Source organism: Paenibacillus sp. NFR01, assembly GCF_900111565.1.
Classification (GTDB): domain Bacteria; phylum Bacillota; class Bacilli; order Paenibacillales; family Paenibacillaceae; genus Paenibacillus_AQ.
Genome location: NZ_FOIK01000003.1, coordinates 406,121 through 422,053, shown reverse-complemented (window position 1 = coordinate 422,053; position 15,933 = coordinate 406,121). Strand labels below are relative to the sequence as shown.

The window sequence follows — 15,933 nt, the reverse complement described above, 5'->3', positions numbered from 1 at the left end:
GCTGCCGCTGTATGATAGACTAGCTTGTAGATTCGTATCCCCTGCCTTCCGGGATCCGCATAAAGGGCGGTAGATCTCCCTTGCGGATGGAACGGAGATCCAGCGTCATCCGCTGATCCTCGTGGTTCGCCGAATGCTCTTCAAGGCTCCTGGTCGTCCCGCCCAGCTCTATATTCGGACTGATGAGCGCCAGTTTGGCGGCAATCCTCAAGGTTCCGTCCGTCGAGCCGTCGTCCAGCACGGTAATGCGAATGTTTTTCCCTGTCACAAAGGCCTCGATTCCCAGCACCCGGGTATACCACTCCAGCACGGCTTCGTGGTTGCGGGTAACCACAATATAGTGAATCCGCTTCCCGAAGCGGCCCTTCAATGGGCTCTTGGACCGGCGATGCAGTAGATGAACGAGAACGACAGCGGCTGCATATACAGCAGCAATCCAGATCAATTGGGCTGCCATGGAGATGCACCTCCTCTTCTACCGACACTATATGCCGGAAAGAAAAGGTCGGTGCCTAGCCACCCGTCCCTGAATCGCTTGTCCCCCGCCATCCGTCCGGAGACAGGGTATTCTTGCTGCTCTATGTATTCCGTTTGGTCACTGCGCCGTTGCTACAATGTAACCCAACCGTATTTAATCGAGTTGATAACCGCTTGCGTCCGGTCGTCTACTTCCATTTTTTGCAAAATGCTGCTGACGTGATTTTTCACGGTTTTTTCGCTGATAAACAGGTATTCGCCGATCATCTTGTTGCTCTTGCCTTCGGCCATCAGGCGTAGAACTTCGGCTTCCCGGCGGGTCAGCGGATTGTTGTCGCCGGCGACAAATTTCACGCCCGCTTCCTTCACCGTCGTTTCGGCAACTGCACCGGCTTCGTTGACGTAGGTCATGCGCCGCAGCTGGTTGATCAGCTTGCCGGTCACCTTCGGATGAATAAAGGCATGCCCTTCGCAGACGGAACGGATCGCATTGATCAGCGATTCGGCCTCCATATCTTTGAGCAGGTAACCGTTGGCTCCTTTGCGCAGCGTTTCAAATACATAACTTTCATCGTCATGAATCGACAGGATGATGACTTTCACATCCGGAAAAAGCTCCTTCAGCTTTTGCGTTGCTTCGACACCGTTCTCGATCGGCATGTTGATGTCCATCAGCACGATGTCCGGCTTGTTGACGTTCACGAACTCAAGCACCTGAATGCCGTCGCCGCATTCGCCGATGACCTCAATGTCGTCCTCCATATTCAAAATGCGTTTCAGGCCTTCCCGAAACAACTGATGGTCGTCGGCTAAAAGAACCTTTATGGGCTTTTTGCCAGAGTTCTGGATGTCCATCGCTTTACTCCTTTCCCTTGTCCACATTCGTCGGAATGTGGATGATAATAGTTGTGCCCTGATTTTCTTCGGATTGAATTTCGATCCGGCCTTCCAGCAGCTCCACCCGTTCCCGCATTCCTACGAGACCGAAGCTTTCCCGGCTCTGCTCGCTGACCTTTTTGACATTGAAACCAACCCCATTGTCCTTGACGACAATCTTGATCATCTGTGCCTGATAAGTAATCTCCACGAGCACATAGCTTGGATAAGCGTGCTTGGCCGCATTGGACAACGCTTCTTGGATTAACCGGTAGACCGCAGCCTCCATCGCCGAGGTTAGGCGATACTCTTTTCCCCTCGTCTCAAAAGAGGTGCGGATCTTCGTTTTGTCCTCAAAATCATGCACATATTTTCTCAGAGTCGGGATAAGTCCCAGATCATCCAGCGCCATCGGGCGAAGATTGAAGATCACCTTGCGCATTTCTTCGAGCGAATAACGGACTTGTCCTTTTAAGTCTATTATTTCGTCCTGCACAAGCCCAAATTCCTGCTTTACGAGCATTCTTTCTACAATTTCTGTGCGAAGAACAAGATTCGCCAGCATTTGCGCCGGTCCGTCGTGAATTTCCCGGGCAATTCTTTTTCGTTCTTCTTCTTGCGCCAAAATAATCTTGAGTCCGATCATTTGCCGATTCTTGGCCGACTCCACGATTCTCGTCACCTGGTCGAGTTCCCCGGACAGATAATCCAGCACGACGCTCATCTGCGAGCCGATCAATTCCGCACGTTCGATGGAATGCTCCACGCCCCGGGTACGCAGTTGCAATTCGTCGCGCCGGTTGCGCAGATAGGCCTCCCGCTCCCGCGTCATCATCAGCTCCAGCTGAAGCTCCGTCGCTTTCTCGTAAGCCACCCGTATATCCCGTTCCGAGTACCGCACGAAATCGCGGCTGACCTCGGTCAGCCGGATTCGCGAACGCTGATACTGCAGTTCCAGTTTATCGACTTTTTGCAAGGTCTCGTCCGTTTCTTCCATCACCCGCTGCAATTCCTTGGTTAGAGCCAGCAGCTCGTCGCGTGCGACTTGCAGGATTTCATAAATTTGGTATTTGCTGCTCTCCATCACGTCAATCGTATTCTTTATGACGCGATCGATTGCATCGGTTTGAAATTCCACGGAAACTTGCCCCATTTCTTTCGAATCATGATCTTTCCCTATATATTAACATATCACGATTCGATCGTTACGGTCTTCGTTTTCTGTTCCCATTTTACGGTCAGTCCAAGCTGCTCGGAAACGAGTCTGAGCGGTACTAAAGTCCTGCCTTGTAGGATTAAAGGAGCGACTTCTGCGCTTTGGCGTTTGCCGTTCAGGATAAATTCCTTTTTATTTACAGTCAGGTCGAGGGCTTTACCGCCGCGCAGCACCATAATCTTCTTCGTGTTCTGATCCCAGGTGGCGCTGCCTCCGAACGCATCCAGTACGTATTTGATCGGCACGTACGTGCTGTTGTCCTTGACGACCGGCGCTACGTCGATCGCCACTTTGGCGCCATTAACGGTCATCGCCTTGGAACCGATCACCATCGCGGCACTCCCCTTCGGCAATCCGGCTTCGCTGGAGAGGGAAGGCATCGTAAAAGCGATATTGTCAAAAGCAACCGTGCCGGTTTTGGCGCGTTCATCTTGCCCTTCTTCCACGTTGACGACATACATCCGCTTCAGCGTGGCCGGGAATTTAATGCCATACGATGATAAATCAATGTTCAGCTTCTTCCAGCCGCTCCAATCGATAACTTTGGCCAGATCGACATATACCGTCGCACCGCTGTTGTCCACCACTTCGGCCCGCAGCCAGTTGAGGCTCATATCCCCCATCACATCGAGCGACATCGCGGTTGCCGCTGCCGGAATGCTCTTGCCGGCCGTTCCGTTAAACTGGGCATAGGCGTACATTTTACCGCTGCCTGCCGTCATGTCATAACTCAAGGTCAGCACCTTGGAGCCGGCCCGTTCGGCATTTCCGTCCGTCACTGCCGCGGTTCCGGTTACAGTTGTCAGGTTAGAGGTAAAGGCCAGCGGATAGCCGACTTTTTCGAAATCCTCCCAAGCCGTCGCAGCCGCCGTCGTGAGCACCACCACTGTGCTGAAGCCGTCATATCTGGCGATGGCATACCCCGTCTGTACGCCCGGGTTTACGGAATCCACGGTGAGCGTACCGTTCGTTACGCTGCCCTTAAACCCGACAAACTCCCATTTGAGCGAGGAAGCAGGGACGGTAATCGACGTCCCGCTCTTCGCAGTGGCCGTTACGGGAACGGCGACGGAAGCGCCCGCGGTCAGCGGCGCAGTGGTCGTTCCCACATTGAGGCCCGTCAAATCATCGCCGCCGAGTACCGTAACTTTGGCTGTCGCGCTGGCTGAGCCGCTCGTTGCGGTCAGCGTGGCTATGCCGGCTTTGACGGCTGTCGCGCTGCCCGCATTAATGCTCACGCTGCCGTTACTGGACGTCCAGGCCGGATTGGAAGCAGCGACATCGATCGGATTATAGTACGTATCATAGCCTTTTAAGGAAAAGCTTGCTTGCTGCCCGATCAGCATGACCGAGCTGCCGCTGATTTTAATGCCCTTTACTTCGCCTTGCGGCGCTGTCGTATAGACCCCAAGCCCGTTGACGATACTGCGTTGTTCCGTGCCATATTCGGTATTGAAAGTAAGCCTTGTCGACGTTTCGGCGAGCGGACGGTCAACCATCGTCGTCGATCCGCCGCCATCGAGATTGAGCCCTTTGTAGACCCCGATGCTTGTCATAAACGTCTGCAGCTCCGTCAGCGACATCCCTGCACTGTTGCCGTTGTCTTCAACGGCAATGACATACACATACTTGCCATCCTGCGAATACCCCAGCGCCGTGCGGGCACGGTTGCCGCCGATGCTTGTGGTTGAGCGGGAAAAAGTCGCGGCTTTGCCGTTATCGACCAGAATCGTATGGCCGCCGATCATCATCTGCAGGCTGGAGGGGTCAACCGCCTGCTGGGTGGTTTCGGAGCGCAGCGAATACGCGGTCGCCAGCTTTTGTCCAACCGCTAGATGCGCTCTTACAAACTGTGCCGCCAACCCGTGCGTACGCAAAATATAGGCACCTTGCGGAACCGCCATCGGCAGGCCGCTTTGGCCCTCCGGGGAGATTTGCGTAATTACGCCGTTCTCGACGAGTACTTCGGTAGGCGTCGTAGAGCTATTTTTCGGCCGTTCCAATGCAGTCCAGGCATCGGTATAAATGTACGCCGCGTTGGCGTGGCTGTAAATCGAACTTCCGCCTTCCGGCGTATATGCGCCTTTGTTGATTCCGGACAGCGGGAACTGCGAGCCGTCTTCAGCCGTAATCATTCCCTCAAAAGAATATTCATCGATGACCGGCTTGCGGTCCTTCGTAATCGTAAACGCGTACATCCCATCGAGCTGGGAAGGGGTAGATACCAGCACTCCGCCGGCAATCTCTCCGCCCATGGGCGAGCCTTCTCCGCCGGTGACAAAATAATCTCCGTTCACGGCAGCAACCGCGCCGGTCTCGGCAGCCATGCCGCCTGTGCTTTGTTTGGTGGTCAGCTTACCGCCCTTGCCTGTCATTACATCCAGGGAGACATAAGGGTTACTGAGGTCTACCCGGATGACATCCGCCAGGCCGGTAACCGCTTTGCCGGAGCGGGTCGCCGTATATTTATACTTGATCATCATTGCGCCAGAAGTAATGACGTCTTCGCTAAGCTTCGTCACATTCAGCGGAGCCGTTGCCGCCGAGGCAACCGATTTTATTCCGGTATTCAGTGTCGTCATGCCTTCTGCTCCAAGAACCGGCATAATCCAGAGTACGCCGGCCAGTGAGGCGGCAACCCATTTTTTTGCTTCTTTCATTTCCAGTGAACTCTCCCATCTCTCTTTTTTTCAGCCGTATCCGCGTCTGTTTTTCCAAGTCTGGGGACGTCTTCTAGTTCCCGTCACACCTTTAATAGACTGATTTCAGGCGAAAAAGTTGCGTATTTTGGAAGATTCATAGAATGGGCTTGCCGGGGATCCCTCTCTTGAAGCATGAAAAAAACGCCCGGCCAGGGGCCGGACGCTTTTAAATACGTGTATTTTTATTTTAAATGGATAATAAAATTACAAATATCCGGCCATCTCCAGCATCCGCTGCAGCATGACCGCGGCCTGGGCACGGGTAGCGTTGCCCTGCGGCTGGAAACTCGTAGAGGTCATGCCGAGAATAATCCCCTCCTGCACCGCTTTGGCGACAAATTCGGCGCTTTGACTTTGAATTTTTTTGCTGTCCTTAAAGGCGGACAAGGTTAACGCCGATGTCGAGCGAAGCGTAATCGGATTTCCCGTATACTCCATGGCGCGAATGATCATAATGGCCAACTGCTCACGGGTAATATTGCTGCTTGGCTTAAAGGTTCCATCCGTATTGCCCGTAATGATTCCCGCTTTGGCCGCAGCGCCGACATAATCCCCGGTTTGCGTCGAATATTGGATATCGCTGAACCGTTGGGCCGTCGTACGGTCGCCAAGTAATCCCAGCCCCCGGCTGAGCATCACCGCAAACTCCGCACGGGTAATTTTTTGATCCGGTTTAAAGGTCGTTCCGTAGCTGCTGTCGATAATGTTCTTAGCAGTCAGCTCAGATACGGTATCCTTTGCCCAATGCCGGCCCATGTCCGTAAAGCTGCGAGTGGACTGGAAGGTTCCGACCACCTGGTTGCCCGTCACTTTTCCGCGTATTGCCGTATAGGTTCCCGTCATTGTAACCTTGGTCGGCAGATAAGCGGCATCGTAGTAGGACATATCCAGCCTTGCCGCCGAGGCGGTGTCCTGGTTTACCGAAGCCGTTGTGCGAGCTATATAATCTCCCGAAACGCTCAAAGCCGCAGCATTATTGAAATTACTGGTGAGCGAGGCTGCTACTTTGAGATCGACGAGATTCGTGATTCCCGTCATTCCCTGGAGCTTAAGCTTCTGCTCCAGCGGCGAAAACGTTCCGGAAGGGACCTTCTCCATCCGAATCACAAGCGAGATGCTGCTGCTGTCCGCCGCCAGGCTTGCCGCCAAACTGTTCATATTGATGTCGTTCAATGCCAGCGTATACAGGTTGTCTCCGTAGCGCACCGAGAAAGTGGATTTACTGTTGCGATTTACGGCATCCAGCAGTGGCTTTAACGGCACAGTTACATATGCCGCAGACTCCGTCGATGGTACTTCAAAAGCCAGGCTCGGCGTGCTGAGCTTCGCCAAGTAGTCATAGCTGGCGGAGATCCGCTCCGCCGTCAGATTATATCTTTTGACCGATTGCCCGTAGGTGGAACGGTCGTCCACGGCCGTGGCTGAATCGCTTTTCAAAAGCGGGTACTCTTTGCCGAATTCAGCCGCCGCAAGGGTGGCCATATAGGCCGGCCTGCTGGCCGTCGTGGTTGAGGTCCCTGTCAAGTTCTGCACGGCAAGCGCCGTAAAGGAATCCAGCGATTTCCCGGTCGAATCGTAGATCGAACCGCCGCCTGACATATAGGACAGGTCGACGGCCTGGCCTGTCTTAATGATGCTCGACAGCGTCAGCTTCAGCGTGCTTCCGGACAAAGAGAAGGTCTGAACACCCACCATGGAACTGTCTGCTCTAACCGCAAACTGACCGCTATACAAGGCCGAGGAAGCGCTCATCGTTTTGCTGAAGTTTACGGTAAGCTCGTCTCCGCTCACGGTAGCTGAGCTAATCTCCGCGATTCCGGTGCTTGTGCTGCCGGTAACCGACACATTCTGCAGGTTAATGTACGCAGCGCGGTTACCGTTCAGATCACTGATACCGAGCGAACCGGGAACATAGGATACCGTTGTCGCAACATTCGTTTTCAAGCTGCTCTGCAACGTCAATGTAACCTGGTTGCCGCTTACGGATACATTCGTAACGTAATTAGGCGTACCTGCAGCCAGTACGGAAAATTGGCTGTTCATGGGCAGGCTAGTCGAAGACAAGCCTTCGTTATAATTCAAGAGGACTTTGTTCCCTGAACCGGAGGCGCTCTGGAAGAGCGGAGCCGTCACGTCGCTGGAATTCCGGATATAGAGATCGCTGAAATTGGCGATATTCTGTCCGTACTGATCCTGTAGCGGGTATGACCCGGCATAATAGGCGAGTTTAACAGTTTGTCCGCTCGACGCCGTATTGCCCAGCCCCAGAATGACCGAGGAACCGCTGGAGGTGATGGAGCTTACTCCCAGCGACGAACCGTCGGCATATACCGTGAACTGGCTATACGCATAGGCAGAAACGGCTTTAATCGAATCATTGAAGTTAAGCACCAGCGTCTTGCCGCTCAGATAACCGTCTTTAGGCAGCGGCAGAGCGGATTGGACGCCATTGCCGACCTGTTTTAATGAAAAAGCGCTCGCGGCATTCCCGCTATCATCCTGGATCGAACGCAGGACGCTGGAATACGAGATTTTGACCACTTGCCCTACGGCGATTCCGGTCTCAAGCGTGACATAAACGCTATCGCCTGTGATATAGACGCCGCTCACGTTGCGCCGCTCATCGTTAACCGTAACCGTAAAGCTGGAGAGCATCAGCGCAATGGACGAATTCAGCGTCTCATCGTATTTCAGGCGAATCGTGCGGTTATTCTCCATTTGCGCCGTCTGCAGCATTGGAGCGGTACGATCGTCCGCGACCGTGCGGAAGCTCCAAGCATTTTTTCCGTTGACGCCCCCATAAAGGCTCGCTGAATTATTTTTCTCGTAAAATGCGCCGCTTGGTATGTCAATATAATAGACCGTATCGTTATCCAGCGAACTGCCCGGCACAATTTCAAACTCATAATCGCTATTCTGCGTTAATGTAGAAGGAACAAGGGTTCCATTGCTCTTATAAAGCGTTGCTCCGGTCGATATCGCTGGATTTCGTGCAGTTTCTCGATAGAAGGTAAGCTTGAGCTTTTGGTTCAGCGCCACATTCTCGGCCCGGTCGGCCGGGCTGAACGCTGCCGTATACCCGCTGTTCACCTGGGCCGCGGTTGTGAAACTCCACGTCTCTCCGGCGCTTGCTGCAGGATAGGGATTTCCGTCCTGGTCATAAAAAGCGCCTTGCGGAATGTATACAGTATACAGCGTCCCCGCCGAAAGCGGGTAGGCGCTTGAAGCCGTGTTGATCGAAATGGTCTGGCTGCCGCCGCCGGTTACGGATGTAGAATTGACGTCGAAAGAACGGACGGTGCTTGTCGCCCCCCCTTGTGTTAAGGTAATCAAGCCGGAGGCAGGCATCATCGGCCGGTCAAAGGTCAAATCGACTTTGCTCGTTACCGGAACATTTACAGCCCCCCGCAGCGGCGATACGGCCGCAGAAGCAACGGCTCCGCCTTTTGTGAAAAACCGCCAGACATTTCCGCTTTGAATCCCGGCGAAAGTCTTATTGTCGTCATCCTTGAATGCATAATTGTCGATTAAAATATAATAACTGCTGCCAACAGCCAGACGGCTGGCTAAAGTCAGCGTGACCGTTGTAGATACCGAATCCGTGGTTACGGCCACATACGGAGAACTGTCCTGAACTTTAAACTCCTGAACCACTGAATTGTCACTGTATGAGATCAGCTTGATGGAGCCCCCACCCTTTTGCAGCTTGCTATTCAGCTTGAAGCTCAGCTGCGAAAAGGTACTGGCGTCCACCCGTGAATTCGTGGCCGGCAAAAAATTGCTGGCAACAATCACGGGATTCGTTACAGGCGTTGTCGTAAACGACCAGCTTTTAGCGGCGGAGTCATTTCCTGAGCTGTCTTCAAACAAGCCCCGCGGAATGGAAACGGTATACTTCTTATTGGGATCCATCGGTTTATTCGCTCCGAGCTTGATCTCGAAGCTTTTAGAACTGCTGACTAGACCTAGATTGCCAACCGGTATCGTCATGAAAGGCGTCGCGACACCCTCGGCATATACCGTAATATTCCCTGTTTGCGGAGTGACCAGCTGATCAAAGCTTAAACTTAGGGATGCATTGGTGCTGATATTTTTGTCTCCGTCGGCCGGCGTTGTATATACATTAAAATCTGCCGCGGCGTGAACGGTCGATAAGATCGGGCTTCCTGCAGGTGCTGCCGTTCCCAGAAGCAAATTGCCGGCGAGAATCAGGGCAAGTCCTAGGGATAGTTTTCGTTTCATGCGGTGATTGACTCCTCTCAAGCCTTTTCTAGCGTCTTTATGTATATTCTTATATGTCGGCTAAAGGGCTTCCAAAGTTTAGAAGAGGATACTCTTCTATACCAGCGGCTGCGCATAAATCTATACGCAAAAAGCCCGCAGCAGCGGCAATCCGATACGGAAGGCGCCTCGCGGGCGGTCTTATAAATGTTAAATTACAGGCCAGCTTTATTCTTTAGAAGATCGGCTTTATCGACACGTTCCCAAGGAAGATCGACATCGGTACGGCCGAAATGGCCGTATGCCGCAGTCTGCTTGTAAATCGGACGGCGCAGATTCAGCATGGCAATAATGCCGGCAGGGCGCAGATCGAAATTCGTGCGGACCAGTTCAGCAAGCTTTTCTTCGCTGATTTTACCTGTGCCGTATGTATCTACATTAATCGAGACAGGATTGGCAACGCCGATGGCGTAAGCAAGCTGAATTTCGCATTTATCCGCCAGACCGGCGGCTACGATATTTTTCGCGACATACCGTGCGGCATACGCTGCAGAGCGGTCGACTTTGGTCGGATCCTTACCGGAGAATGCACCGCCGCCATGACGGGCATAACCGCCGTAGGTGTCGACAATGATTTTCCGGCCGGTCAGACCGGCATCGCCTTGCGGACCGCCAATCACAAAACGGCCTGTAGGATTAATGAAGTATTTAGTGTTCTCGTCGAGCAGCTCTGCAGGTACAACCGGCAGGATTACATGCTCTTTGATGTCCGCTTGAATTTGCTCGAGCGAAATCTCTTCTGCATGCTGGGTTGAAACGACGATCGTGTCCACGCGTACCGGCTTATCATCCTGATATTCAACGGTAACCTGGGTTTTGCCGTCCGGACGCAAATATTCCAATGTGCCATTCTTGCGCACTTCGGACAACCGGCGGGCAATGCGGTGCGACAGTGCGATCGGCAGCGGCATCAGTTCCGGTGTTTCATTCGTCGCAAAACCAAACATCAAACCTTGGTCCCCTGCACCGATATTTGCCGTTTCTTCGGCAACTTGTGCCGGATCACGATGCTCCAGCGCAGCATTTACGCCTTGGGCAATATCCGCAGACTGCTCATTAAGCGAGGTCAGCACGGCGCAGGTATTATAATCGAAGCCATATTTTGCGCGGGTGTAGCCAATCTCTTTAATCGTGTTGCGAACAATCGATGGAATATCGACATAATCGGATTTTGTGCTGATTTCCCCAATAACCAGAACTAAACCGGTAGCTACAGCAACTTCGCAGGCTACGCGGGCATTCGGATCATTCGCCAAAAAAGCGTCCAGCACCGCGTCCGAAATCTGGTCACAGATTTTATCCGGATGGCCTTCAGTTACGGACTCGGAAGTAAATAAATGACGTCCTTGAATAGACAATCCAACAACCTCCCATATCATTAGTCTGACATCGTATAAGGGGGCTCCTTAATCAATAACAGGCCTAGAATATATAATGTAATAAAAAATGAACCTTTTCCTATTGGAAAAGGTCATGGCTTTTCTCAAAAGTCATATTATCTCATTTGACCGATGGTGTCAATTCAAGGCCCTGACAGATACACCAGTATACGCAAGGCGCTTATAATGAGGAACGGCAATATTCCTAGTGGAATAAAGATTGCTCGGCTTGTTGGACGAGCCGTTTCGTGATTTCTCCCCCGACCGATCCGTTATCTCTGGACGACAGATGTCCGAGGTATGGCGTTTTGGCAATGCCCCCCGAAAAACCCAGCTCGGAAGCAAACTCTGTATCCGCCCCCACGCCGGTGGAAGCTCCATATAAACCAAACTCCGAAGCGATTTCATATTGCATTTGTTTCAGCATCGCGCGGCTTTCCGGTACGACAGTACGATTATTATTTCTAGCCATGGTCCCTGTACCTCCTAAAGAAAGTTTAAGAATACAGGTATATAGTGCATCCAATGACCTTATCTCAATCCCAACAATGTATGGGAGGGCTGGAAATGATGAGCGAAGTATGCGCTTTGGATATAAAGGGCATACTTATTAGAAGTAAGAATTATTGCAGCGTATATCCGCCGCGAACCATGACGACCAGTCCAAGGGTTTGTCCGCTTTGTACTGCAATGCCGCGACCGTCACGCGGAAAGGACAGCAGATGGTTCGATGGTGCAGGTTGTCCATTCGTTAAATCTTTGCCATCCGTCAAATCGGCTACACCGTTGGCATCTGCAGAGAAAATAATGGCTTTGCCGGCACGAACGATAAATTCCGCACCTGCTGATGCGACCAGAGTTTGTCCTGGTTTTACGTCAACAATTTTTATGCCTTCATCTGTAGAGGTATTTCCGCCAGAATTCGATGGAGCAGTTGGAACCGGCGTCGATGTAGCGACTGGCGCTTGTGTTGCAACGGCGCCTCCTTTAAGGGCTTGTTGGATCGCTTGATCGACATAGCTTTTAGTGACTACCGGGTCGTCGGCGGTGCCTGGTTGGGATCCTACGCTTGCACCTTCGGCGGTAGTGAGGATGGTTCCGGCCCAGATCGCCGCTACTAACAGACAAGCTGTAATGGTAACTTTTTTGCCAAGATGCATATGTTCCTCCTCATTAGCGTTGTGTCTCAATTGTGGAATAAATAAAAAGGACAGAGAGTTTCCTCTCTGTCCCTTATGCCTAACAACTACGTTTCAAAGATTAGTTTGTAGCGTAGTTAGTTACAGCAACCGCAGCGGCAGTGCCAAGAGCTACTGGAGTAGCAGCTTTATCTTTCACACCGTTCGCAGCAGCAATAGCAAGTGTGATGGTTTTAGTAGCATCCAAAGTAGGCGCAGCAGTGAAAGTGAACTCTACTCTCGAAGAGTCAGTTCCTACAACCGCACTGTCAAATGCTGCAGTGTTAGTACCATCAGTCAAGCTGAATTTAGTTGCATCAATAGCTGTGATGTCTACAGCTTCGCTGAATACAACAGTCAACTTCACAGTGTTGCTGGATACATCACCAGTAAGGAATGCGCCAGAAACAGTTGGTGCAGTAGTATCTTTAACGGCTACTGTTGCAGTTGTGTAACCCAGAGTGGAGCCTGCAGCAGTTTTTACGTTAGATACGCCAATTCCAATGTTACCGCCTTGTTTCAAAGCAGTAGGCAGGTTAGCTGCAGCTACAGCAGTGAAGTCGATGGTTGCAGTAGTACCAGCGAAGGTAACAGTAGTACCGGCCGGCAGAGCTACTCCATCCAATGTGTAGTTTGCAGCGTTGTCAGCAGCGCCATCAAGATAAGTACCTGTGGAGTTGCTCAGGCCGTGAATAACGTCTGGCTCAGTGAAAGTAACTACAACTCTACGGTCTGCTTGTGTAGAGGATGTTACAACACCGCCACCAAGGCTGTTAGAGATCGTTGCATATACTTGGTTAACTGTAGCTGCAGCTTTTGTGAACGTAAAGGACACAACTTGAGCAGCATTTTTGTTAGCTACAGTAGCGTTATCGCTGAGGTAATCTTGTTTCAGAACCAGTTTATAAGTTCCAGTAGCAGGCAGCGAAGCGGAAAGCGTCAGAGTCGCTGTATCCGAATCAGCAGCAACTGCAGTGGCTACAGTGATAGTAGTTCCAGCAGATGTCTTAACGTCATTACCATTGGCATCAGTCAAGGCGAATGCTGCAGGAGCGATACCTGTAACCGGTTCAGAGAAGTCAACAGTCAATGTGTTGGAAGTTCCTGGAACAACCTTCACAGCAGAAATTGTAGGCTTCGTAGCATCACGGTTGATTGTAACAGTAGCAGTTTTGGAATCCACTACGTTGCCAAGAGTATCAGCAACATTCGCTACAGCAACTTTCAGATCTTTCGTAGTGAGGCTGGTGTTGCCTTCGAAAACATCAGTTGCCAGCGTGATTCTGAAGGTTTTGCCGTCAGATTTCAAAGTTGGCAATTGAGTTTGAACTGCAGTTTTAGTTGCGCCAGTCACATCAACATAAGTTACTGTGAAGGAGTCAACCGCAACGCTCGAGCTCATCGATTTGTCGAACTTCACATCAAGCGTTTTTTCGTTAACAGCAGCTACAGTGAATGTAGGCTTAACTGTATCGCGAACAACAGCTACGGAAGTTGTGATAATGTTTTGAGCCAAGTTATTGAATCCGTCTTTCAGACCGTTAACTTCAACGGAGTAAGTTTGGCCCGTTGTAAGGTCTTCAGAAGTAGTCAAGGTGTATTTAGCTCCGTAGTTGGAGTCAGCAGTAGCCACGCCACTTACGAATTTGCCATTCACTTTGATCGAGTTGAAAGAAACCGGTTCAGTGAACTCGATTGTTACGTTGCGAGTAACATCGTTCTTAGTAACCGAAGTCAGGGACTTGATCGAAGGAACAACCGCTTCAGCTGCTTTGAAAGCAACAGAGTATCTAGGGAATTTAACAGCTTGAGCATTTTGTACATTGTCTACAGTAAGAGTATGCTCAGTGTCTTTAACCAGACCAGTGGTAAGCGTTACTGTCAGGACGAGCTTAGCATCATCGAAAGATGCGTCAGAAGTAGCAGCCACCAAAGCCGTTCCGTCAAGAGTAACAACGTTGTTCAGAAGTTCGCCGTTGGCATCCAGAACAGTGTCAGTATTGACAGGGCTGTTGAATTGAATTTTAAGTTGCTTGCTGTTCACGATCGATACGCTTGTCACAGCTGGAGCAGCCAGGGTTACAGAAACGCTGTAGCTGAAACCTTTGTAAGTGAACGCTACGTTTGTAGGAACGCCTTCTACCAGAGCAGCAGCAGGAGTTACAGTTGTAGTAGTTTTGTCATCAAAAGTAACTTCTACGCTTGTAGGGCTGATTGCTTTAGCGGATACTACTGCAGGCTTAGTTTGCAGAGTAGCTACTTGGTAAGCGGCTTGAACAACCAGTTGGCGGGTAGCGTTAGCTTTGAAGTTGGTATCTTTAGCGATCAGACCAGCGTTGATAACTGCTTGTGCATAACCTTTAGCCCATGCGGAAGCGGAGTTATCAGTTGTAGCTGGAGTTTCCAGTTTCAGAGCGCGGAACAATACAGCAGAAACTTCTTCAACTGTTACTTTACCGTTGTAGTCGAAGATGCCTTTAACTGTATCTTTACCTTGCATCAAGTTCGCAGCAGTTACTGCTTCGATGTAAGGAACAGCCCAGTTTGTTGCTGTGTAACCTTTGTCTTTGTAAGACAGTTTGCCGGTTACTTCTTTCAGATCGAACAATTTAGATACGATCTTAGCGAATTCAGCGCGAGTCAGATCTTTTTCAAGGTGAGCTTGGCCGTCCGGGTAGCCGTTCAGGATACCTTTAGCTGCCAGTGCTTCAAATGCTTGTTGTGGAGTTGCAGTAGTAGTCGTGTCAGCAAATGCCACAGAGGCAAACATCGAGAATGCCATTGCTGTAGACAATGCTACGGATAAAATTTTCTTCATAACCTTTTTTTCTCCTCCTTGAACATTCATAAACTGAGTATTTTCTTTAGTTGGGTAGCTCATGTTACTCATTAGCCGATGCACCCCCTTTCCCGAGTTGAGCATATTAAGTATAAATAATGTCTGTGACGGGTATCACAGAAACTTGTAAGCAGATTCAAGGCAGAATAATACTAGATTCCTAATTCTACCTAAGTATTATACAATGTGCCTCTAGTCACGTAAAGCTAATTTTTCCATTCTCAAAACCGCTTTACCTCTGTGCCATCAGGCTAATGCCCTGTGCAAATGACTCTACACCTTAAACGCAGAAGTTTCGGAAAAGTTGCGGCTGGTTTTAAAATATTTTTATTATTTTTGATCTCCTGCACATTACAATAGAAGATACATATGTATGCTCTACTAAGTATTGGCTGGTTAACCGGCTACGGGATTCAGTATAGCACACCGTTTTTCGTATCGTCATTAAACAATATTTGTAAAGATAATAACCATATATGCCCTTAATAAATCAAAAAAAGCGCCGAAACCGGCGCTTTTCACTATTTCATCTTATAACTAACGGATCTTCATCGATAATTGAATCAATTCCTGCCGTTTCTCCGGGCTTGCATTCACATTTTCGTACAAGGCGTCAATCGCCGCTTTATTGTCTTTATAACTCTTCTCGTGCTTAATGGTGGAGTGGGACCACTCAATCAAAGCATTCTCTGCGACCACCAGATCATTGTATGCATCGTGGAACCCCGTAGCCTGAACCAGCTCTTCCATTACTTCCTGGGTAATTTCCTGCAGAGCCCGTTTGGCGGCAATTTCTTTCTCCAATACTTTTGCTCTATTCTCAAACATGTTTTTGGCTTTTGTATAGTCCAGTTGTGCTTTAGACAAAATCGGTTTCATCGATGGCTTTCACCTTTCAGAAAATATTGACTTCCTCGTTATTGTAACGTAAAACGTATCAGATTACAAAGCTATTGTCAGAAGTTCCCGCTTCCGCTTCAAAACA

The 15,933-nt window shown here is 50.4% G+C and carries 10 protein-coding genes; all 10 read right to left on the bottom strand.

The genetic code is table 11. The features are described 5' to 3' along the window. Positions 1-19: 19 nt before the first annotated feature. Positions 20-457 (bottom strand): glycosyltransferase family A protein, encoded by a 438-nt coding sequence (locus tag BMW84_RS16720; protein ID WP_091070365.1) that lies wholly within the window; start codon positions 455-457, stop codon positions 20-22. Positions 458-609: 152 nt separating this feature from the next. Next, positions 610-1,332: a response regulator gene (locus BMW84_RS16715; protein ID WP_091070364.1), complete on the bottom strand. Its 723-nt coding sequence runs from the start codon at positions 1,330-1,332 to the stop codon at positions 610-612. A 4-nt stretch (positions 1,333-1,336) separates the two neighbouring features. After that, positions 1,337-2,491, bottom strand: a complete 1,155-nt coding sequence (locus tag BMW84_RS16710; protein ID WP_091070362.1) for a sensor histidine kinase — start codon at positions 2,489-2,491, stop codon at positions 1,337-1,339. Between the two features lie 53 nt (positions 2,492-2,544). Next, positions 2,545-5,229, bottom strand: coding sequence for a stalk domain-containing protein (locus BMW84_RS16705; RefSeq protein ID WP_091070360.1), 2,685 nt, complete (start codon positions 5,227-5,229; stop codon positions 2,545-2,547). 246 nt (positions 5,230-5,475) lie between these two features. Then, positions 5,476-9,513, bottom strand: coding sequence for an Ig-like domain-containing protein (locus BMW84_RS16700; RefSeq protein WP_091070359.1), 4,038 nt, complete (start codon positions 9,511-9,513; stop codon positions 5,476-5,478). 194 nt (positions 9,514-9,707) lie between these two features. Continuing rightward, positions 9,708-10,910 (bottom strand): methionine adenosyltransferase, encoded by a 1,203-nt coding sequence (gene metK, locus BMW84_RS16695; RefSeq protein ID WP_091070357.1) that lies wholly within the window; start codon positions 10,908-10,910, stop codon positions 9,708-9,710. Between the two features lie 226 nt (positions 10,911-11,136). Continuing rightward, positions 11,137-11,403 carry an alpha/beta-type small acid-soluble spore protein gene (locus BMW84_RS16690; protein ID WP_091070355.1) on the bottom strand — a complete coding sequence of 89 codons (267 nt, stop codon included), beginning with the start codon at positions 11,401-11,403 and terminating at the stop codon, positions 11,137-11,139. 151 nt (positions 11,404-11,554) lie between these two features. After that, positions 11,555-12,091 (bottom strand): hypothetical protein, encoded by a 537-nt coding sequence (locus BMW84_RS16685; RefSeq protein ID WP_091070354.1) that lies wholly within the window; start codon positions 12,089-12,091, stop codon positions 11,555-11,557. A gap of 100 nt (positions 12,092-12,191) precedes the next feature. Continuing rightward, entirely contained in the window at positions 12,192-14,999 is a 2,808-nt protein-coding gene (locus BMW84_RS16680; protein WP_175498843.1) for an Ig-like domain-containing protein, read from the bottom strand. Positions 15,000-15,485: 486 nt separating this feature from the next. Next, complete coding sequence (locus tag BMW84_RS16675) at positions 15,486-15,827, bottom strand: hypothetical protein (protein ID WP_091070350.1); 342 nt, start codon at positions 15,825-15,827, stop codon at positions 15,486-15,488. Positions 15,828-15,933: the final 106 nt, after the last annotated feature.